At 44.6% G+C, this 22,143-nt stretch carries 15 protein-coding genes and 7 pseudogenes; 17 read left to right on the plus strand and 5 right to left on the minus strand.

What is annotated here, in order from left to right; genetic code table 11:
• Window positions 1–256: 256 nt before the first annotated feature.
• A pseudogene (gene rne, locus AC0L66_RS06290) lies at window positions 257–3,395 on the minus strand (ribonuclease E).
• A 614-nt stretch (window positions 3,396–4,009) separates the two neighbouring features.
• Between rne and rluC the strand changes: the two are divergent.
• Window positions 4,010–4,949 (plus strand): annotated as a pseudogene (gene rluC / locus AC0L66_RS06295) (23S rRNA pseudouridine(955/2504/2580) synthase RluC).
• A gap of 147 nt (window positions 4,950–5,096) precedes the next feature.
• Here the strand turns inward: rluC and AC0L66_RS06300 are convergent.
• Window positions 5,097–5,681 (minus strand): Maf family protein, encoded by a 585-nt coding sequence (locus tag AC0L66_RS06300; RefSeq protein ID WP_265673573.1) that lies wholly within the window; start codon window positions 5,679–5,681, stop codon window positions 5,097–5,099.
• Between the two features lie 135 nt (window positions 5,682–5,816).
• Between AC0L66_RS06300 and yceD the strand changes: the two genes are divergently transcribed.
• The 15 genes and pseudogenes from yceD (at window position 5,817) to AC0L66_RS06375 (ending at window position 19,120) form a co-directional block, all read left to right on the plus strand.
• Window positions 5,817–6,341 carry a 23S rRNA accumulation protein YceD gene (yceD, locus tag AC0L66_RS06305; protein WP_265673365.1) on the plus strand — a complete coding sequence of 175 codons (525 nt, stop codon included), beginning with the start codon at window positions 5,817–5,819 and terminating at the stop codon, window positions 6,339–6,341.
• A 30-nt stretch (window positions 6,342–6,371) separates the two neighbouring features.
• Window positions 6,372–6,542, plus strand: coding sequence for a 50S ribosomal protein L32 (gene rpmF / locus AC0L66_RS06310; RefSeq protein WP_031493499.1), 171 nt, complete (start codon window positions 6,372–6,374; stop codon window positions 6,540–6,542).
• Between the two features lie 9 nt (window positions 6,543–6,551).
• A complete protein-coding gene (plsX, locus tag AC0L66_RS06315) occupies window positions 6,552–7,574 on the plus strand; it encodes a phosphate acyltransferase PlsX (RefSeq protein ID WP_265673366.1) in 1,023 nt (340 codons plus the stop codon).
• Between the two features lie 8 nt (window positions 7,575–7,582).
• Window positions 7,583–8,534 (plus strand): annotated as a pseudogene (locus AC0L66_RS06320) (beta-ketoacyl-ACP synthase III).
• 56 nt (window positions 8,535–8,590) lie between these two features.
• Window positions 8,591–9,516 (plus strand): annotated as a pseudogene (gene fabD, locus AC0L66_RS06325) (ACP S-malonyltransferase).
• A 16-nt stretch (window positions 9,517–9,532) separates the two neighbouring features.
• Window positions 9,533–10,267 carry a 3-oxoacyl-ACP reductase FabG gene (gene fabG / locus AC0L66_RS06330; protein ID WP_265673574.1) on the plus strand — a complete coding sequence of 245 codons (735 nt, stop codon included), beginning with the start codon at window positions 9,533–9,535 and terminating at the stop codon, window positions 10,265–10,267.
• Window positions 10,268–10,429: 162 nt separating this feature from the next.
• On the plus strand, window positions 10,430–10,663 hold the full coding sequence (gene acpP / locus AC0L66_RS06335; RefSeq protein WP_027697107.1) for an acyl carrier protein: 234 nt from the start codon (window positions 10,430–10,432) through the stop codon (window positions 10,661–10,663).
• Window positions 10,664–10,756: 93 nt separating this feature from the next.
• Window positions 10,757–12,000: pseudogene (gene fabF, locus AC0L66_RS06340) on the plus strand (beta-ketoacyl-ACP synthase II).
• Between the two features lie 80 nt (window positions 12,001–12,080).
• Window positions 12,081–12,890, plus strand: a pseudogene (pabC, locus tag AC0L66_RS06345) (aminodeoxychorismate lyase).
• Window positions 12,884–13,900, plus strand: coding sequence for an endolytic transglycosylase MltG (gene mltG / locus AC0L66_RS06350; protein ID WP_265673372.1), 1,017 nt, complete (start codon window positions 12,884–12,886; stop codon window positions 13,898–13,900). The pseudogene pabC and the gene mltG overlap by 7 nt, the downstream one beginning before the upstream one ends.
• Complete coding sequence (gene tmk / locus AC0L66_RS06355; protein WP_265673373.1) at window positions 13,897–14,535, plus strand: dTMP kinase; 639 nt, start codon at window positions 13,897–13,899, stop codon at window positions 14,533–14,535. The genes mltG and tmk overlap by 4 nt, the downstream gene beginning before the upstream one ends.
• Before the next feature lie 3 nt (window positions 14,536–14,538).
• Window positions 14,539–15,495: a DNA polymerase III subunit delta' gene (gene holB, locus AC0L66_RS06360; protein WP_265673374.1), complete on the plus strand. Its 957-nt coding sequence runs from the start codon at window positions 14,539–14,541 to the stop codon at window positions 15,493–15,495.
• A gap of 173 nt (window positions 15,496–15,668) precedes the next feature.
• Complete coding sequence (locus tag AC0L66_RS06365; RefSeq protein WP_265673375.1) at window positions 15,669–16,436, plus strand: TatD family hydrolase; 768 nt, start codon at window positions 15,669–15,671, stop codon at window positions 16,434–16,436.
• A gap of 455 nt (window positions 16,437–16,891) precedes the next feature.
• A complete protein-coding gene (gene ptsG, locus AC0L66_RS06370) occupies window positions 16,892–18,325 on the plus strand; it encodes a PTS glucose transporter subunit IIBC (protein WP_265673376.1) in 1,434 nt (477 codons plus the stop codon).
• Between the two features lie 189 nt (window positions 18,326–18,514).
• Complete coding sequence (locus tag AC0L66_RS06375; protein WP_265673377.1) at window positions 18,515–19,120, plus strand: hypothetical protein; 606 nt, start codon at window positions 18,515–18,517, stop codon at window positions 19,118–19,120.
• A 113-nt stretch (window positions 19,121–19,233) separates the two neighbouring features.
• Here AC0L66_RS06375 and AC0L66_RS06380 read toward each other — a convergent pair whose 3' ends face one another.
• From AC0L66_RS06380 to AC0L66_RS06390, 3 genes and pseudogenes are all read right to left on the minus strand, one after another.
• Complete coding sequence (locus AC0L66_RS06380; RefSeq protein ID WP_106427128.1) at window positions 19,234–19,335, minus strand: MetS family NSS transporter small subunit; 102 nt, start codon at window positions 19,333–19,335, stop codon at window positions 19,234–19,236.
• A gap of 1 nt (window position 19,336) precedes the next feature.
• Window positions 19,337–20,807, minus strand: a pseudogene (locus tag AC0L66_RS06385) (sodium-dependent transporter).
• Window positions 20,808–21,282: 475 nt separating this feature from the next.
• Window positions 21,283–21,687, minus strand: a complete 405-nt coding sequence (locus AC0L66_RS06390) for an outer membrane protein (RefSeq protein WP_473568784.1) — start codon at window positions 21,685–21,687, stop codon at window positions 21,283–21,285.
• Between the two features lie 361 nt (window positions 21,688–22,048).
• Between AC0L66_RS06390 and cydH the strand changes: the two genes are divergently transcribed.
• Complete coding sequence (gene cydH, locus AC0L66_RS06395) at window positions 22,049–22,141, plus strand: cytochrome bd-I oxidase subunit CydH (RefSeq protein ID WP_390902881.1); 93 nt, start codon at window positions 22,049–22,051, stop codon at window positions 22,139–22,141.
• Window positions 22,142–22,143: the final 2 nt, after the last annotated feature.

The following is a 22,143-nucleotide window of genomic DNA, read 5'->3' on the forward strand; positions in this document are numbered from 1 at the left end:
TGCTGCAAGAATCGCGGCAATTCAAAGCTAATTACAATCATTATCGGCATGTCATGTGACAGCGATAGGGCGTATTGGTAATGAAACGTACGAGGTTGCGCATGCTACAGAAATGTGAGGAGAAGTTCAATAATGAAACGAAATGTGTATCTATTAAACTCGGTAAAAAAATGGGTTGCCTTGGCAACCCATTTTTATTTCTTGCTACTCACACGTTAATGTTTACGCATGAAGACGTGCTTAAACCGATAGGTTATTAGTAGTTAGGCTTAGTCGTTGCTGCACCCGCAGAACTTCTTGCTACTTGACTACCCGCACCTTTCGGTGTGTAACGTTCAGTTCTGAAAGCCGCTGCTTTAACTTCGATGTCACCTAACTCAGCAACGCCTGGTGCTTTTGCCATTGCAGCGCTAGCGTGACCTTTAAAGCTAGACTTAGCTAGAACTTGTTTAGGGGCTTGCTTAGGTGCTTGAGCTTCAGTGCCTGTGCTGATTTCTTAACAACCGTATAGCAGCTTCTACCGCTGCAGCCATTTTTTCTTCAGCGGCCTCTACTTCTACAACAACTGGTTCGGTAACAACCGGTGCTTCAATCACCGTATTTTCAACGGCTTCGGCTACTTTAGTTTCTACAGTTTCTGCATCAACAGCCTTAGCTTCAACAACGTTAACTTCAACAACGTTAGTTTCAGCAACATTAGCTTCAACAGCGGCCACTGGAGTCTCAACCACTGGTGCCTCTACCGTTACAGGCGTTTCAAGAATAACCGCTTGCTCTGTCATTGGAGCATCAACAACAGTAGTACTTAGGATAATTACTTTGCCCATTGCCATTTCTGGACGAGCAACACCTGAAGTAATGGTTGATGTTGTAACAGCGCTTGTCGCTTCCTGTTGAGTTTTCTTAGGTGTTGGCTTAATGATGCCATAGCTTGGCATTACTTTGCCCATTGCCATCTCTGGAGACGCAACCCCACCTTTTCTTAGTCTAAACGGGTTAGGACGACGATCGCGACCACGACGACGGCGTTGACCACTAGCACGCAAGTGACGAGGAGAGCGACGGTTACGGCGTTGCTTACCTTCTTCTTTTGCTGCTGGTGCGTCAGTATTTGGCGTATCAACAACTGCTTCAACTGCATCTACTGCTTTCGCTACTTGCGTCGCTTTCTCGCTCTGAACTTTAAGGTTTTCCGTTTCTGGAACAATAACTTCAACGTCTTGTTGAGCGTTTTGATCTTTAGTACGGATTTGCTTAGTCAGTTTACGGCGCTGACGGCGTTCTTTGATTTTCGCTGTCTTTTCTTCGGTACGTGGTGCTTTTTCCTGCGTACGAGGCGTCGATTTTTCAGCTTGAACATCAGCCGCTATTTGTTGACCTTGCTCAGCAACCTTCGACTTACCAGTAGACTCATCACGCTTTTTGTTGCGACGTTCTTGAGGTTTGTTACGACGGTTTTGTGACTTACGCGGTTCTTGAGCCGTTTCGTTTTGCTCTTTTGCTGCGTCAGTCTCTTGTGCTGGCTTACGACGATTCTTGTTGCGATCGTTATCACGTGAATCGCGGTTATCGCGATTGTTGCGACGACGTTGGTCGTTGCGATTGTTGCGACGAGGCTTATCACCGCGTGGCTTATCTTCTTTCTTAGGCTCAGTTGTTTCTTTCTTTGGTTCTTCTGAAGAAGCAAAGAATGAACTAATAGCAGAGAAGAAGCGTGAAACTAGACCTGGCTTGTTGCTTTCTGGTGCTACTTCAACTTTTGCTGCAGGTTTAGGTGCAACAGGTGCTGGTGTAGCAAAGCCTTGAACCGCTGGTTGTTCGATCTTGCGAGGCTTAATTTCAGATTCTGGCGCTTCTTTGCTTTCCGCTTCTTTCAGTGCATCAATCTTCTTAGGAAGTAGGTAAGAAAGAAGGTCGTGTTCTTCGCCATCACGTACACGGATAACCTCAAAGTGAGGCGTTTCCATATCTGAATCTGGAACAACAGTAATTTTAACTTCTTGAACGCGTTCAATGTGATTAACAGAGCGACGCTTTTCATTAAGAAGGTAAGAAGCAATTGGCACAGGGACAATTGCCAGAACTTGGCAGGTGTTGTCTTTAAGTGCTTCTTCTTCGATTAGACGCAGAACAGACAGTGCTAAAGATTCATTGTCACGAACGACACCAGTACCTGTACAGCGTGGACAAATATGGTGACTTGCTTCAGCGAGTGATGGGCTTAAGCGTTGACGAGACATCTCTAGCAGACCGAAACGCGAGATGCGACCAATCTGGACACGAGCACGGTCAATACGAACCGCTTCACGTAGTCGGTTTTCTACTTCTCTTTGGTGACGAACTGGCGTCATATCGATAAAGTCGATAACGACTAGACCACCCAGGTCGCGTAGGCGAAGTTGACGAGCAATCTCATCTGCGGCTTCTAGGTTAGTGTTTAGCGCTGTCTCTTCAATGTCACTGCCTTTTGTTGCACGGGCAGAGTTGATATCGATAGAAGTTAAAGCTTCTGTTGGATCGATAACGATTGAGCCACCAGATGGAAGGCGAACTTCACGTTGGAACGCTGACTCAATTTGGCTTTCAATTTGGTAATGGCTAAACAGCGGAACTTCACCATCGTACTTTTTAACACGGCTAACAAAGTCTGGGCGTACATGCTCAATATGTTGTTTTGCGCGTTCGTAAATGGTGTTGCTATCAATCAAGATCTCACCAATATCGCGACGTAAGTAATCGCGTAGAGCACGAACAATTACGTTACTCTCTTGGTGAATTAAGAAAGGTGCTGGGTTAGCGTCTGCGGCGTTTTTAATATTGCCCCAGTTGTTTAGAAGGAACTTCAAATCCCACTCTAGTTCTTCTGCACTTTTACCTACGCCAGCCGTACGGACGATAAGACCCATACCTTGTGGTAGCTCAAGTGTGCTCAGTGCCGCTTTTAGTTCTGTGCGTTCTTCACCTTCGATACGACGAGAAATACCGCCAGCTCTCGGGTTATTCGGCATCAATACTAAGTAGCTGCCTGCTAGAGAGATAAATGTCGTTAGTGCTGCACCTTTGCTGCCGCGCTCTTCTTTTTCAACTTGCACGATTACTTCTTGGCCTTCGCTCAAGACATCTTTGATGCTTGGGCGACCTTGGTAGGTATAACCAGCTGGGAAGTATTCGCGTGCAATTTCTTTAAGAGGGAGGAAGCCATGGCGATCGGCACCGTAGTCAACGAATGCAGCCTCAAGGCTTGGTTCTACTCGTGTGATACGACCTTTATAGATGTTTGCTTTTTTTGATTCGTGACCTGGACTTTCAATATCTAGGTCAAATAGTCGCTGGCCATCGACCAGAGCGACACGCAACTCTTCTTTTTGAGTTGCGTTGATTAACATTCTTTTCATTACGGAAATTCTCGTTTATTTTCTTTGTTTTTGTCATTGCTCTTGTCACGAAAGTCGTAAATCGTGGTGCCTGATCCCATGGCTAATATTGTTGCAGCCTCCCGGCTGGAAGGGATGCTCTGGGGCACTACAGTCATCACACAAGTCAAACTTGGGTGATCCGCATATGGCGGTAATACTCAAAACACGAATACGTGAGTAGATGACAAGGCTGCCTTAATTATCAACGTCTTATGCCGTACGCAGCGTCTCAATATCAAGGGCTCTACTCATGGTGTAGTTTACGTATGAATAATAGTGATAAATAGTTAAATCCAATCTAATTACCCTACGCAGCTGTGAACTATAGCAGCGCAGCGAAATATCAGCAATCAGCTTTACGACAAACCACAGAAAAAAACATATTATCATCCGCTTTTTTTAGGTTAATTGATTGAATTTTAGTCTTATTTCCAAAGGTGTGATTTTGGGTTAGATAAATTGTGTGAAATTTATCCACAGCTTGTCCCGAGAGTATATATCGGGCGTGATTGAAAAAGGTGGAGTGTGCTTTGCTTCGTTATTGTGAAAAGAAAGCGTTATTTTCTTAATGCTTTGGGTGTTATAATCACCAAATGAGTGAAATAAGAACTAAAGTCCAATTTGTCGATATTGACGACGATATGGCTGGTCAGCGCATTGATAACTTCTTGCGCAACCAATTAAAAAGTGTGCCTAAAAGTGTGGTGTATCGAATTGTCCGCAAGGGTGAAGTTCGTGTAAATAAAAAACGAGTGAAGGCAGAGTACAAGCTACAAGCTGTGTTGATATTGTTCGTATACCACCTGTGACGATCGAAGAAAAAGAATCTGACGCGCCAGTGAGCACAAAACTCAACAAAGTCGCAGAGCTTGAATCTCACATCATTTATGAAGATGACCATGTGTTGATTTTGAATAAGCCTTCAGGTACGGCTGTTCATGGCGGCAGTGGTTTGAAGTTTGGTGCAATTGAAGCGTTAAGGGCGCTGCGTCCCGATGCTCGCTTTTTGGAGTTGGTACATCGTATTGACCGTGATACATCAGGGATTCTTCTGGTGGCCAAAAAACGCTCCGCGTTGAGACATTTGCAAGCTCAGTTTAGAGAAAAACGGTTCAGAAGTACTACTTTGCCTTGGTGATGGGAAAGTGGAAGCCAAGTTGTAAGGTGGTCAAAGCGCCATTGCTTAAAAACGAGGTCAATAGCATCGTTCGAGTGAATCCAAATGGTAAAGCGTCTGAAACGCGATTTAAAGTACTGCAAGCGTTTGAAGAGGCAACATTAGTTCAGGCCAGTCCGATCACAGGGCGTACTCATCAAATACGTGTCCACGCTCAATACACCGGCCACCCTATTGCATGGGATGATCGCTATGGTGATCGCCGCTTTGATGCGTACACCGCCAAAGTGGGTTTGGACAGGTTGTTCTTGCATGCGGCTAATATTATTTTTGTTCACCCTGCGACAGAAAAGCGTATGGAGATTCATGCAGAAATGGAGCCGAAGCTTAAGAAAGCCATCGCTCAATTAAAATAGAAAATCACTCCCTTTAGGTCTTGTCGCTTAAAGGGAGTCATCGCCCTCCTGTCGTCGATGCCTTATTAGGGCTTCTTTCCTTTATTCACTAACATGCATGAGTTATTTAATCCGTTTACCCTAGCCCTGAACTTATTATTAAGCCATTTAGTTAAGTGGTGAGATGCCATGCGCGTCAAGCATCGTGACCAAGTCGATGAGTGGCAACCCAACTAAGGTGTTGGGATCTTTACCATTAAGGGACGAAAACAACGTGATGCCAAGTCCTTCGCTCATAAAACTACCCGCGCAATAGAAGGGCTGTTCAACGTCCACATAGCGCTCGATTTGCTGTGTCGTGAGCGTTCTAAAGGTCACGTCAAAGGTGTCCACTTTTACGTCTGATTGCTGTGTATTAGTGTCGTACAGTGCAAGCCCGGTATAGAAACGAATAGTCTTACCGCTTTGCTGAGTGAGTTGAGCTATCGCGTTGGCCCGTGTTAACGGTTTTCCTATGATGGCACCATCAATCACACACACTTGGTCACTGCCGATAATCAGTGCATTAGACTCGGCGGAGAGTGCTTGTGCTTTGCCCAAAGCGAGCCGCTGAACTAAGGCTTCTGGGGTTTCATTTGGCTGGATAGTTTCGTCGAAATTTGGTGCTTTGGCCGTAAAGTTCAGTCCTAGCTTGCCGAGTAACTCTGCGCGATAAGGGGAGGTAGATGCTAAAATTAACTGAAATGATTCCATTTGTGCTGTCATTTTTTTATCATTCGTTCGGTTTTTAGAGTATTCTAACGATTCTCAATCGTAAGGTGAAAAAAGTACAACTTTTTTGCCTTTTTCTTTGACTAAATTTGATTTGGAAGATAATATTCGCGCCCTATGCAGAAGGTAAAAATACCGCGAACGGTTGACCCGTCCAAGACAGCACAGAAAAGACTCGACTTTGATGGCATCATCCAAGTGAGTTTGTTCAAGCGTCTTCACGAGTCGGTTGAAAGCGTAAAACGCGATGCGAACGTATCATTGTCCTTTGGGCATGATGAACAGCGATTAGTTGTTATCTCTGGTAAAGCTAACATCGAAGTCGACTTAGAGTGTCAACGTTGTAACGAGTCTTTCGCACATGAGTGCGAAGTTCAATTCACTTATACTCCTTATTTTAGTGAGAAAAGTGAAGAAGAAGCACCTGAAGATTATGATTTGGTAGATCTTAATGAATACGGTGAAGTGGACTTGATACGACTGGTTGAAGACGAGTTCATCTTAAACCTGCCTCAAATAGCAATGCATGACGACGCAGATTGTAGCGTTAACTCAAATAATATGGTGTTTGGTGAAATTCCAGAAGAACTTGTGGAAGATAAACCGAATCCATTCGACGTTTTAAAAAGCTTAAAGAAATAATTTTTAAGCATTAACACAGGAGTAGGGTCAATGGCCGTACAAAAAAGCAAGAAGTCACGTTCTATGCGTGGCATGCGTCGTTCACATGATGCGCTAACTTCAGCTGCGCTATCTGTAGACGCAACTTCAGGTGAAACTCACCTACGTCACAATGTGACTGCTGACGGTTACTACCGTGGCAAAAAGGTTATCAACAAGTAAGGTTGACCTTTGCATAATATAACCGTTGCACTTGATGCAATGGGCGGGGATTTCGGTCCTTCCGTAACAGTGCCTGCCGCCGTGCAGGCACTGTCGCATTTCCCAGAGCTGAAAGTCATAATTGTCGGCGATCAAGCGTCGATACAAAACCAACTCAACGAATTGGGTCATCAGCGTAGCAGCCGTTTAACGGTGAGACACTGCGACCGAATCATCTCGAATTCAGAAAAGCCCTCACTTGCACTTAGACACAGCCAAGACACTTCTATGCGTGTCACGATCGATCTCGTCGAGTCTGAGCAAGCTGATGCCTGCGTAAGTAGTGGAAATACTGGCGCTCTCATGGCACTTTCTCGTTTCCGCCTTAAGCTACTCCCCGGCATTGATAGACCCGCACTTGTGACTGCGTTGCCAACCGCACAGGGTAATAAAACCTGGATGCTGGACTTAGGCGCTAACGCATCCGTTGATGCCGATTCTTTATTTCAATTTGCGGTAATGGGCAGCGCACTGGCTGAACAACATTTGCGGCGAAAGCCTAGAGTGGCGATTCTCAATATTGGCGCAGAAGAGATCAAAGGCAATGATTTAGTTAAACGTTGCGCTGAAATGTTGTCGCAAACACATTCCATCCATTATATTGGTTATATTGAAGGTAATGAGTTACTTCATGATGCCGCGGATGTGGTTGTGTGTGATGGTTTTGTAGGAAATACAGTACTAAAGGCATGTGAAGGTACTGCTCAACTTTTTGTTGATAAGTTGAAAGCTCGCTTGTCTGCCTCATCAATTAAAGGATGGATAGCAAGAATATTGTTCTCCGATCTTATAAGTGAGGTGAAAACACTGAACCCCGACCAGTATAATGGGGCAAGTTTGTTAGGATTGCGCGGCATTGTCATTAAAAGCCATGGAAGTGCTGATGTCCCAGCACTTGTTAATGCTATAGGCGAAGCAGTCCATGAGGTGAGGCGCCAAGTGCCAAACCAAATAAGTGATCGTCTAGAAGCAGTGTTACTCGAGAGGCAATAATAGTCTTCATGTATAGCAAAATATTAGGTACAGGCAGCTACCTGCCGTCTCAGGTGCGTTCAAACGCAGACTTAGAGAAAATGGTAGATACGACAGATGAATGGATCGTAACGCGTACAGGCATTAAAGAACGCCGCATCGCTGCTGAAGATGAAACTGTTGCTGATATGGGGTATCACGCCTCAGTGAAAGCCATTGAAATGGCCGAGTATCGATAAGAATGATATCGATATGATCATTGTTGCGACCACCAGCAGTAGCCATGCTTTCCCGTCTTCGGCGTGTCAAGTTCAAGCAAAGCTTGGTATTCAAGGGTGCCCTGCGTTTGATATGGCGGCCGCGTGTACTGGCTTTGTGTATGCACTATCGGTGGCCGATCAGCACATTAAGACTGGCATGTGTAAAAATGTACTTGTCATCGGTTCCGACTGTTTATCAAAAACGGTTGAAGAAATTGATCGTTCAACGATTATTCTTTTTGGTGACGCGGCTGGTGCTGTTGTACTCGGCGCTAGCGAAGAACCGGGAATTCTATCAACGCATACCTACGCGGATGGGCGATTCGGCGATTTATTAAGCCTTGAGATGCCCGTTCGTGGTGGTGAGCTTGATAAATGGCTGAACATGTCGGGTAATGAAGTGTTTAAAGTTGCCGTGACGCAATTGTCTAAACTGGTTAAAGATACCCTTGCCGCGAATGATATGGATAAGTCCGATCTGGACTGGTTGGTGCCCCATCAAGCCAATTACCGTATCATTTCCGCGACGGCAAAAAAATTAGGTATGCCAATGGATCAAGTGGTATTGACGCTTGATCGCCACGGTAATACCTCGGCTGCGACTGTCCCTACCGCACTCGATGAAGCGGTACGTGATGGTCGAATTAAGCGCGGTCAGAACCTGCTACTCGAAGCTTTTGGTGGTGGATTTACTTGGGGTGCGGCGTTAGTCCGTTTCTAGCCTAAAGTATCTAATAAACGAATTTAATATTGATTGCGTTGTTTAAGGAAATAGCGATGAGTAATTTTGCAATCGTGTTCCCAGGTCAGGGTTCACAAACTGTTGGTATGCTTGCCGAGCTTGGTGAGCAGTTCGATGTTGTTAAGCAAACATTTGCTGAAGCGTCTGAAGCGTTAGGCTATGACTTATGGTCACTGGTCCAAGAAGGTCCAGCAGAAGATCTCAATCAAACACATCGTACACAACCCGCTTTACTTGCGTCGTCTGTTGCAATTTGGCGAGTTTGGCAAGAGCAAGGGCTAGAACAACCTAGCATGATTGCTGGTCATAGCCTAGGTGAATACTCTGCGTTGGTATGTGCAGGTGTGATTGACTTTAAAGAGGCGATCAAATTGGTTCAGCTGCGTGGTCAGTTGATGCAAGAAGCCGTACCAGCAGGTGTGGGCGCCATGTACGCAATTATCGGCCTTGACGATGCGGCTATCGCTAAAGCGTGTGAAGAAGCAGCGCAAGATGAGGTTGTGTCTCCTGTAAACTTTAACTCACCAGGCCAAGTTGTGATTGCAGGTAACAAAGCCGCTGTAGAACGTGCTGGTGCGTTGTGTAAAGAAGCGGGCGCGAAGCGCGCACTGCCTTTACCAGTATCTGTACCTTCACACTGTGCGTTAATGAAGCCAGCGGCTGAAAAATTAGCGATTGCTTTGCAAGACATTGAGTTTAACGCGCCAACACTGCCCGTGATTAACAATGTCGCGGTAGTAGCAGAAACCGATCCAGCTAAGATTAAAGAAGCGTTAGTGGCTCAGCTCTATAGCCCGGTTCGTTGGACTGAAGGCGTGACGAAGATGAGTGAAGAGGGTGTTGAAAAGTTATTTGAACTTGGCCCTGGTAAAGTATTAATCCGAGCCTAACGAAACGTATCGTTAAGACATTAAGTGCCGCTGCTGTTAATGATTCAGCGTCACTTGAAGCAGCAAAATAATAAGGAAAGTAACATGATGAACCTTGAGGGCAAGATTGCCTTAGTAACAGGTGCGAGCCGCGGTATTGGTCGTTCTATTGCTGAATTGCTTGTTGAGCGCGGCGCGACGGTAATCGGTACTGCGACGACGGAAAACGGCGCAGCTGCTATTAGTGAATATCTTGGTGAGAACGGTAAAGGTTTTGCGTTGAACGTCACCGATACTGCATCAATTGAGGCATCTCTTAAGCAAATGACAACAGAGTTCGGTGCGATTGATATTCTAGTTAACAACGCTGGCATTACGCGCGATAACCTACTTATGCGTATGAAAGACGACGAGTGGACGGATATCATGGATACAAACCTAACGTCTATTTTCCGTCTTTCTAAAGCCGTATTGCGTGGCATGATGAAAAAACGTCAAGGGCGCATCATTAATGTGGGTTCTGTTGTTGGCACTATGGGTAATGCTGGTCAAGCAAACTATGCGGCTGCAAAGGCGGGCGTTATTGGCTTTACTAAGTCTATGGCACGTGAAGTCGCCTCTCGTGGTGTCACAGTTAACACAGTTGCCCCAGGTTTTATTGAAACAGATATGACAAAAGCGCTGAATGATGAGCAACGAGCTGCTACACTAGCGAACGTACCTGCAGGTCGTTTAGGTGACCCTCGTGAAATAGCTTCAGCAGTTGTATTTCTTGCATCTCCAGAAGCGGCTTATATCACGGGTGAGACACTTCACGTGAATGGCGGCATGTATATGGTTTGATCTGCGCAACATTTGTGCATGATTTAAGTCAAAAATGTACTGAATTTCGGTTAAATTCGCGAAAATTGTGGTTTGACCAGCAAGGACCCCCTTGCAACTTTCAACAGTTCGAATAAACTACGGAAACATCGCATTGAGCGAAATCTGTAAAGGAAAAGAAAAATGAGCAACATTGAAGAACGCGTAAGAAAAATCATTGTAGAACAGCTAGGTGTAGACGAAGCAGAAGTTAAGAACGAAGCTTCATTTGTTGACGATCTAGGTGCAGACTCTCTAGACACAGTTGAGCTAGTAATGGCTCTTGAAGAGGAATTCGATACTGAGATTCCTGATGAAGAAGCAGAGAAAATCACTACTGTTCAAGCGGCTATCGACTACGTAAATAGCGCTCAGTAATATCTCTCCCAGGCGGCCTTCTGGCCGCCTGTGTTTTTTAACCTCTTCTATCCTTTCAAATAGAAACATTTCAATCCCCCGGAGAAAAATATCATGTCCAAGCGTCGTGTTGTTGTCACTGGCATGGGTATGTTGTCACCATAGTAGGCAACACCGTAGAATCTTCATGGAAAGCCCTATTAGAAGGTCAAAGTGGCATCGTTAATATCGAGCACTTTGATGCAACTGAATACTCAACTCGCTTCGCTGGTTTAGTCAAAGACTTTGATTACAGCGAATACCTCACCAAAAAAGATGCTCGTAAAATGGATTTATTTATCCAGTACGGAATCGTGGCAGGTATGCAAGCTCTTAAAGACTCAGGCCTAGAAGTTAACCCAGAAAACGCTCACCGTTATGGTGTTGCCATTGGATCGGGTATTGGTGGCCTAGACTTAATTGAAGCGGGATATAATGCGTTAGTAGGTAAAGGCCCACGTCGTGTAAGTCCTTTCTTTGTTCCATCAACCATCGTAAATATGGTTGCTGGTCAGTTATCTATTTTCGCAGGCTTACGTGGCCCGAATATCGCAATTTCTACAGCGTGTACTACTGGTTTGCATAACATCGGCCATGCCGCTCGCATGATCGCCTATGGCGATGCAGAGGCGATGGTTGCTGGTGGTTCTGAAAAAGCGTCAACGCCTCTTGGCATGGCGGGTTTTGGAGCTGCTAAAGCGTTGTCTACTCGTAACGATGAGCCACAAAAAGCGTCGCGTCCTTGGGATGTTGATCGTGATGGCTTCGTGTTGGGTGACGGCGCCGGTATGATGGTTGTTGAAGAATACGAGCATGCTAAAGCTCGCGGCGCTAAAATTTATGCTGAAATCGTTGGTTTTGGTATGAGTGGTGACGCTTACCATATGACATCACCTAGTGCTGATGGTTCTGGCGGTGCGTTAGCGATGGAAGCGGCAATGCGTGATGCAGGCGTAACAGGAGAACAAATCGGTTACGTCAATGCGCATGGAACATCAACACCTGCAGGTGATATTGCTGAGATCAACGGCATTAAACGTGCGCTGGGTGAAGCTGGCTCTAAGCAAGTATTGGTTTCTTCTACTAAGTCGATGACTGGTCACCTTTTAGGTGCTGCTGGTTCAGCTGAGGCAATCATCACGGTTATGTCTTTGGTTGATCAAATTGTTCCACCGACAATCAACTTAGACAACCAAGAGCCAGAAATTGATATTGACCTTGTACCGCACACCGCGCGCAAAGTTGATATGGAATATGCTCTGTGTAACTCATTTGGTTTTGGCGGAACGAATGGCTCGTTGATCTTCAAAAAGATTTAACCCTTTCGTTCAAAGAAGTCACTTGTAATCAAACGGCTTGATGCTTAGCATTAAGCCGTTTGTTTATTTAGGGAAGACACATGTTTTGGAGAGACGGAGAAATTATTGAAAAAGTGTCTGTATCAGACAGAAGTTTTCAATATGGTGACGGTTGCTTTACAACGATACTAACCAAACATGGCAATATCATGTTGTGGCAGAAACATGTCGCACGAATGAACACCGCCCTCAAGGTGTTACAGATCCCACAACCTAATTGGTCCGTTGTCCACGAGCAGCTGACTTCCGTCGCGCTAACTACGCCACTTGCGGGGTTAAAAATTCATGTCAGTCGCGGGTGTGGTGGCAGAGGCTATAGTCCGTCGGTTGAGAGTGGGCCTATCGTTACGATCAGCTGCTTTCCTTATCCTCCACATTACTTGTCATGGCGTGAAGAAGGCTTATCTTTAATGCTGTGCAAGACCCAATTAGGGTTAAACCCTTTGCTCGCTGCAGTATTAAGCACAATAACCGTTTAGAGCAAATATTGATGAAAGCGGAAATAGAACAAACTCGCTTTGATGATGGACTTGCTCTAGATTTGAATGACAATGTGGTTGAAACAAGTATGGCGAACGTCTTTTGGGTCAGTGAAGGCAAGGTCTATACGCCAACTCTTGCTAACTCAGGTGTGGCAGGGGTCATGAGAGCTGAGGTCATTGAAGCGTTAAAGCACTTGCAGATTAAGTGCTATGAAGATGAGTACTCGTTGTCAGCACTATTGTCTGCGGATGAAATATTTGTGAGCAATTGTATTCTAGGGGTTGCGCTAGGTGAAGAAAATTGAGGAAGCTGCTTTACCTATTGGTAGGGTTACCAGACGTATTCAGGAGTATTTAGATCAGTGTTAAAGAAGCTGTTATTTATTATTATTGTGTTCATTGCTTTAGCTCTCGGAGCGATGTTTTACGTGCAGAAGGGTGTTGATGCATTTCTTGGGCAATCTTTGCGTATCGAATCACCTCAGTTGGTGACGATAAAGAGAGGCAATAGCCTTAATACTGTATTTTCACAGTTTCAAAAAAATGACTGGATTGATGAAAGTCCTTTTTCTCAGCTTGTCCGTCGTTTTCACCCTGAGCTTTCTCAGCTCAAAGTGGGTACTTTCCAACTCCAACCTGGTATGGATCTCACACAGGCGATTGATGTATTAAATGAAGGTATCGAGTACCAACTTGCCATTACCTTTATTGAAGGCTCGACATTTAAAGAGTGGCGCGAGCAGCTATCCGCTGCAGAGCATTTAAATCAAGTCGCGAGTGATATGTCGGAAGCCGATATTGCAGCGCAGCTTGAGATCCCGCAAACAAAACTGGAAGGATTGTTTTTAGCGGAGACGTATCACTATGCTGTTGGAGATAGCGATCTTGATATTTTGCGTCGAGCTCATAATAAACTAGACCGTATCTTGACAACGAATTGGAACAATAAACAGCAAGGCTTGCCTTTAAAAACACCTTATGAAGCGTTGATACTTGCCTCTATTATTGAAAAAGAAACCGCGGTTGCATCTGAGCGTGAGCGTGTTGCATCGGTATTTGTCAACCGTCTCAACCGTCCGATGCGCCTGCAAACCGATCCTACCGTGATCTACGGTATGGGGGAACGGTATGATGGTAACATTCGCAAGAAGGATTTACGTGAACGAACACCATACAATACGTATGTTATTGATGGGTTGCCACCAACCCCGATTGCTATGCCAGGGGAAGCGTCTATTCATGCTGCATTACACCCTGAAAAAAGCCGCTACCTTTATTTTGTCGCCAGTGGTACTGGAGGGCATGTGTTCTCTAAAAATCTTAGAGACCATAATCGAGCGGTACAAAAATATTTAAAAACGATAAGAAGTCAGAAATGAGCCAAGCTAAATTTATTGTTATTGAAGGGCTAGAAGGTGCAGGAAAAAGTACTGCTATTCAGACTCTTCGTTCGGAATTAGAACGTTCAGGCATTGAGCGAATCACTAACACGCGAGAGCCTGGCGGTACCGCACTGGCAGAGAAAATGCGAGCGTTAGTGAAAGAAGAACACGCTGATGAAGCGCTGCAAGATCGTTCTGAACTCCTTCTTATGTACGCCGCTCGCATTCAACTTGTGGAAACGGTAATTAAACCTGCTCTAGCACAAGGTACATGGGTGATCGGTGATCGCCATGATATGTCATCTCAAGCTTATCAAGGTGGCGGTCGACAAATTGATGAGTCGGTGATGAGTTCCCTTAAGCAAATCGCGATTGGTGATTTCAAACCAGACTTCACACTTTATCTTGATATTGACCCTAAGTTAGGTTTAGAAAGAGCTCGTGGTCGTGGAGAGCTTGACCGAATTGAAAAAATGGACTTGAGCTTCTTTGAAAGAACCCGCGCTTCTTATCTGAAGATTGCAGAGTCTGACGATAGTGTGGCCATCATTGACGCAAGCCAATCTATCGAGGGTGTGCAAAAAAGCATTCAGACGGCAGTGCAAATGTGGTTGATAGAGCAGAAGGGGTAAGCAGTGAAAAGCTATCCTTGGCTTGAGGGGCTTTGGCTGCAACTCAAGCAGAGCCTTGACAATGAACGTATTGCTGGCGCAATGCTCGTGCAGGCGCAGAAGGGTTTAGCCCCTGATGCTCTGATACACCAATATGTATCAGGTGTGATGTGCCAGAACGATCATTCAGAGCCGTGTGGGTTTTGTCATTCTTGTGATTTACTGAAGAGTGAATCGCATCCGGATGTACACTACTTGTTACCTGAAAAAGACAAAAAGGCGTTGTCTGTTGATCAAATCCGTCAGGCTAACAAATGGGCTCAAGAGTCTTCTCAGTTTGGCCGATACCGTATCATCGTAATACCGAATGCGGAAACCATGAATGCCTCGGCTTCCAATGCGTTGTTAAAGACATTAGAGGAGCCGCCTAAGCAATGTCTATTCATATTGTCGACTGAGAATGCTAAGCTTTTGCTCCCCACGATACGAAGCCGTTGTGAAGTGTGGCACATTGCGTTGCCTAATGCGAAAACATGTTTGCAATGGGTCGAAGAACAGACAGGCAAGCCTGTGCCTGAATCCGCGGGCTATTTGTGTAGTTATGAACCATTAACAGTGTTGAACTTTATTAAAGAGAAACACGATAAGTCTTATGGTTTGATGATGGACGCATTCATAACCTTCCTACAAGGTGACCGATTGGACACATCGAGTGTTTGGGCTGAAATGACGAAAAGCAAAATCGACCTTACTATCACCTTAGGCTGGTATTGGCATCTGCTTTGCGCCGCTCAAAAACAGGCATTAGGACTTGAGGGTGCCTATCACTTGAAAGACGCCGTCACGCTGGCTCAGTTATTCTCCTATGAATGCTTGTTTCAGCAAGGCGACCGTATTCAAGAGTTACGTAACCAGTTACGTTCAAATCCAGGGCTAAATGGCGAAGTGTTATTTGCCAGTTGGTTGTATGAGTTTGACTGATACAAATGTTACGTGTACGCGGTCTGACGTAGCGTGATAATTTTAAAAAAGAGGCGGGTCTCAGCCTCTTTTTTCTATGGGCTATGTTCGCCCTTTACTCCTATCGTTCGCTATATTGTTTAATGATATACGCTAGTAATTATCGTCATTTATAATTTAAAAGTACTTATTCTATGTTTGTAGATTCTCATTGCCATCTCGATAAACTTAACCTAGACGATCACCCGTCAGGAATTGAAGACATTATTAACAAGGCTAAAGCAGCCAACGTACACCAGTTGCTCTCCGTTGGTGTTACGTTAGATGCTTTTCCTGGGATGATGAAGCTGATTGAGCCTTACTCTGAAGTAATGGCGTCTTGCGGGGTTCACCCATTAGATGTAGAAAGCGCGTTTTCACTTGCGACCTTTAAAGAGTATGTGATGCACCCAAGAGTCGTTGCGGTGGGGGAAACAGGGTTGGACTACCATTATCAGCCAGAGACTGCAGCCCTACAAAAAGAGCGGTTTGAGCAGCAAGTAGACGTCGCGGTGGATGTAAATAAGCCACTCATTATTCATACGCGCGATGCGCGTGAAGATACACTCGCTGTTTTGCGAAATGGCGGAGCGGAACGTTGTGGTGGCGTGATTCATTGTTTCACGGAAGATCTTTCATTCGCTGAATCGGCGATGGACTTAGGATTCTATATTTCCATTTCCGGTATTGTGACTTTTCGTCAAGCAACAGCGTTAAAAGAGGTGGTGAAACAACTTCCACTAGAGCGACTTTTGATTGAAACAGACTCTCCGTATTTAGCGCCTGTTCCCCATAGAGGTAAGCAAAACCAGCCTGCTTATGTCGTTGAGGTCGCCGCCTATATCGCGCAATTAAAAGGCATTTCGTTGCATGAAGTAGCAGAAAAGACGTCAGAAAATTACCAGGCACTTTTTTTGCGGTAGCAATTAAGTTGGGGTGTTATTTGACCAAAAAGGATGCCTGGCGCATCCTTTTTTCTAATTGCAAGTCAAATGGTTAACGAAAAGTTAATGTTCACCAAAAATGTTGAAGTAAAATCGACTCTACACCACAGTGTGTAATTACGTTACGTAAAATAACTTATAGCGCTATTTTATTTGCTGGGTGAAATTAATTGACATAAATGTAATTTGGCTATTATTCAATGGTTTATGTTCAAAAAGTGGTGGTTTTTAGAGTTTTTTTGACTGTGATCTACTCTGAGTTTTGAAACTTAACTTCGTAACACTGTAGAAAGTATTAGGGTCATCAAGCTATATTTATCAACAGAAAATACAAATCATAATGTGGTTACATTTTCATTGGGTGCTAACATTTAAGGCTGCGGGGGTGTGCCGTTAGTGCCCATTAATCTAATAACTTTATCAGGAGCATAAACATGTTTAAGAACCTTTTTGCTAACCTGCAAAAAGTTGGTAAGTCACTGATGCTACCAGTATCGGTTTTACCAGTTGCAGGTATTCTATTAGGGGTAGGCGCTGCCGACCTTAGCTTTATTCCAGACGTAGTATCGAACTTGATGGAACAAGCTGGTGGTTCAGTATTTGGTCAAATGGCATTGCTATTTGCGGTAGGTGTTGCACTAGGCTTTACGAACAACGACGGTGTTGCAGGTCTTGCTGCAATCGTGGGTTACGGCATCATGACAGCAACGCTTAGCGTGATGGCTGATGTTATGGGTGTTGAAGGCATCGATACTGGCGTACTAGGTGGTATCCTAGTCGGTGGTGTTGCAGCTTGGGCATTTAACCGCTTCTTCAAAATTCAATTACCGGAATACCTTGGCTTCTTCGCTGGTAAGCGTGCTGTGCCAATCATTACAGGTTTCACGGCAATTGGTCTTGGTATCCTGCTTTCTATCATTTGGCCACCAATTGGCGGCGCTATCGGTGCGTTCTCTGATTGGGCTGCACACCAAAACCCAACAGTAGCATTTGGTATCTACGGTATTGTTGAGCGTTCTCTGATTCCATTTGGTCTTCACCACGTATGGAACGTACCATTCTTCTTCGAAGCGGGTACATGTGTTAACGCAGCAGGCGAAACTCAAAACGGCGTTCTAACTTGTTACCTAGTTGCTGATGAAGCATCTCGTGCAGCGGGCAATGGCTTCGGTCAACTAGCTGGCGGTTACATGTTCAAGATGTTCGGTCTACCAGCAGCGGCAATTGCTATCGCACATTGTGCTAAGCCTGAAAACCGTGCGAAAGTAATGGGTATCATGGCTTCGGCAGCTCTGACTTCATTCCTAACGGGTATCACTGAACCAATCGAATTCTCTTTCCTATTCGTTGCTCCAGTTCTGTACGCAATTCACGCTCTACTAGCGGGTTCTGCTTACGTTGTTGCGAACATGCTTGGTTTTGTACACGGTACATCGTTCTCGCACGGTCTAATCGACTTCCTAGTTCTGTCTGGTAACTCTCAGAAGATCGGTCTGATGGTTGGTGTTGGTCTGGTTTACGCGGCTATTTACTACTTCGTATTCCGCACTGTTATTACAGCGATGGATCTTAAGACTCCAGGTCGTGAAGATGAATCAGAAGATGCAACTACCGTTCAATCTGGTAGCGAAATGGCTGGTGAACTTGTTGCCGCGTTTGGTGGTAAAGCAAACATCACTGGTCTAGACGCCTGTATCACTCGTCTACGTGTTGCAGTAGCAGACGTAGAACAAGTTGACCAAGATAAACTTAAGAAGCTTGGTGCAGCTGGTGTTGTCGTTGTAGCAGGTGGTGTACAAGCTATCTTCGGTACTAAATCTGATAACTTGAAAACAGATATGGATGAGTGGATTCGTAACCACGGTTAATCTTTAAGTTGTTAAGTTAATTATTAAGGGAAGCATTTGCTTCCCTTTTTTCTATCTGAACCTTGTCTTGCCCCTTTCCTTGTCATGACATAACGATCCCCCCATTCACTAAAATCTCTGCAATTTTGTCATACCCATAAACGCTCTCACTAATTAGAAGAGCGGCAGCACTAAGCAGAGAACAAACACATGAAATCAAAATTCAAACTCGGTATCAGTTTAATTAGTCTGATGTTCGTTTCTACCTTGTCAATCGCCGCAGGTAGCACTGCAGGTGGCGAAGAAGAATGGCAGATTGTTGAAGAGGGTAGTACCAATACAGCCAGTACTAAGCCATCGCCGAGCACCAGTAGCACCGCCTCTTCGAATCGCAGTGCATCATCGAGCCAAGCGCAATCAAAGCCAGCAAAGTCTAGTAGTCAGCGCTCCTCCAGTCGACGCAGCGGCGGAGGCAACAGCGGGTTTAAAATTGGTATGGGACTGGATCAAGGCTTGAGCGTAGTTGGTCAAATCAATAATCAGGTCAACTTTGCGATTGGCAATGATGGCATAGCGGCGGACTACATCTTTAATCGTGGTCGTTTTGGCGGCGATGTGCCGTTTACTTGGTTTGCTGGCGTCGGTGGTCAAATCAAACGTTCTGATAACTTCGGTCCGCGAATCGCTCTGGGTGTCGAACTGGATATCTCGAATGGTTGGGATGCTTATGCGCAGCTAACACCCAATATGATGTTCCATAAGAGTGATTTGAAATTAGGGATTGGAGCGGGTATTGGTATTCGCTACAGCTTTTAAAAGCAAAGACCTTATACACCACCAATAAGAAAGCCAGCATGAAGATGCTGGCTTTTATTTTGTTGCCTCAACGCTTCAGGTGAACAGCGCTCAGAGGGCCAGAAAACACTCGGCTATTTGTGGTTTTTATCCATGGCTTTTTTGATGCAGTAAGATGCACCGCCCCATGTAATACCTAGGCCTAGAACCATCATAATAATTGCACTAGTTGTCATTTTAAGCGTCCTTCTTACTTGTTACATTGACGGCAACACCGACGACGACGAGCAGCCCCATAAGTCCCCAGCCAAGTAGCATGAGATCAAATTGCGCATAGCCGCCATAACCTTCAGTGATTAGAGTTTGGAACTTCGTTGCGACAATCATTGCGAGAATAACTGGAGTGATAAAGCGCAAGCAGATATCGAACCAAGCGCCGATTGAAAAATCAGAGACTTTGTTAACATACTCGCGTACATCGGCAATTTTTAGTAGCCATGCCATGAGTATAATCTCAATGAAACAGCTCACCACAATACCCACGTTATTCGCGAAGTGGTCCACTAAATCTAGCAGTAATAGGCCGCCATTGGTCGCAAATGCCATAGAAATAATGAGGCCAGAGCCACAAATAATCGTGGCCGCTTTTTTACGACTCCAGTTCAGCTTATCGATGACAGCAGAGGTGACGGCTTCCATGATAGAAATATGAGAGCTTAAGCCTGCGATAACGAGTGCAAAGAAAAACAGTGGCCCTAAGATGTACGGCGCTGGTAGTAAATTAATGGCTGCTGGTAGCGTGACAAATGCTAGGCCGACACCAGCGGTAACAACCTCTGTTAGCGGCTTGCCTTGCTCTTGAGCCATGTATCCAAGTACTGAGAAAATCATGATACCAGCTAGGATAGAGAAGCCACAGTTAATCAATACTGTCATGAACGCATTATTAGTAATATCTGACTTCTCAGGCAAATAACTTGAATAAGCGAGCATGATGGCAAAACCAATACTTAGCGTGAAAAAGATTTGACCATAAGCGGCAGCCCAGACTTTCATGTCCCAGATTTTACTGAAATCCGGTTCGAATAGGTAGTTAACCCCGTTAAGTGCGCCCGGAAGAAATACCATGCGACCGATCAGTATAATTACCATGATGAACAAGATAGGCATCATGATTTTTGCTGCTCGCTCAATCCCGGCCTTTACACCGCCAGCAATAGCGGAGTAGGTGATTGCCCAAGCAATGAGCATGGCGCCAGCAATTTTCCACTGAATAGCGCCAAGGCTAGTTGGCGAGTTGTCGCCTAGCTGTAGGTATTCACTAAAGAAGAAGGCATTAGTGTCGGTTCCCCAGCTTTGAGTAAACGACATGCCAAAATAAGAAATCGCCCAACCAATAACGGCGACGTAGTAGACGGCGATTGTTGCCGCAACACCGACTTGAAACCATCCGAGCCATTCAAACTTGGCGTTAATTTTACAGAGTGTTTTTGGTGCAGAACCTCGGTATTTTTGACCCATACTGAATTCGAGAATCATGAATGGAATACTGGCAGGTGATCATGGCAAAAAGGTAAGGAATAAAGAATGCACCGCCACCGTTTTCATAAGCCATGTAAGGGAATCGCCAAATATTGCCGAGTCCGATTGCCGACCCCACTGCTGCAAGAATAAATCCAGCGCGGGATCCCCATTGTTCGCGTTTCATAGTTAACTCCTTTTATACATCATCTTCGACATAAAATGCTATTCAATGAATAGCGAGCTGCACCAATTATTAATATGTCATTTGTATGGTGAGCCAATTATCGGTTGTATCATGTTTTGTTTGTGGTTTTTGTGTTTGCAATGTGGCCATATTATAGTGATATAAACCACTTATTCCGACTCTTAGTATCGAAAGTTAAAACTTTCAACTGAGTGTGAGGTTAAGATTACCCATGTTAACGAGTGTTGGCAATAGATTACGTTTATAGAGGTGGAGTGGATGGGTGGTGGTATTGACTAGTAAATGTCTATATTTTGGTTGTATATTCTAATTGTGATTTGTATCTCAAATCAATCCGTGACTCGTTGTTTTATAATTAGTGCAAACCACTAATTAATTTTTCAGAAGTAGTCTCTATAATATGTGCTACAAACCAATATAAATATCGATATTTAACTTGTCACGTATTCAGGCATTAAAATTTAATGCTCATGCCAATGTTTGTCTGGAATTGATTCATCCATTGCGTATTAAAGCCAATAAAACAGCTTTGGTCGTTAGTGGGTAAATTACACACAGAGACAGTTTCATTATTCACGACGGTGCCTTGCCATCTTGCTTGACCGTTGAGGAATAAGTGAGGCATTAGCTGGTATTCAATCCCACCGAAAATGCTTGCGGCAAAGCCTGTTTGAGACTTGGTCCAGTCTGCTGAAATGTGTGAAGCGCCTAACCCCGCCCCAATATAGGCAAGCGTTTTATTCGCCACTTGGTATTCAGCGCTGCTTTGGAGTTGTAAATACTGTATTTTCGAGTCCAGATCTAACGTGTCAAGTGAAGAGTTTTGTTGCGAATAGAAAGCGCCAATTCGTCCATTCAAAAGAGGGAATTCAACAGCTAAAGCGAGACTACTTGAAGGTGAAATATCGTAGGTTTTATTGTCCCCGTCAGTGGCCGTGCCGCCAATACTGTAGCCGATGAAGGGGTAACAATGACATTAGCAAAAGAGAATGAAGGGATGGCAATTAAAACAAAAAATATCGTAACTATTCGATTGGTGACTGTAGACATCAAGTACTCCTTTACTGCCCTGAACAGGGGTTGCGTTAGTAGCATTATTGAGCAGTTTGTACTAACTTTTAAACATAGTGTGACAGTAACATCATAATTTTGAAGTCGTTATTTCTGTATTGGTATCTTGTGTCACAATAGTAAATGCATTGTTACATTTTGGAGGTGGTATGGACTTTAATTTAAAAATGGCGCTCAGTATTACTACAATAGCATTTTCTATCATTCTTGCTTTCGGCTTCACTGCAATTTTGGCCGCTTAGCG

The sequence above is a fragment of the Vibrio sp. GJ43-1 genome (assembly GCF_055808835.1).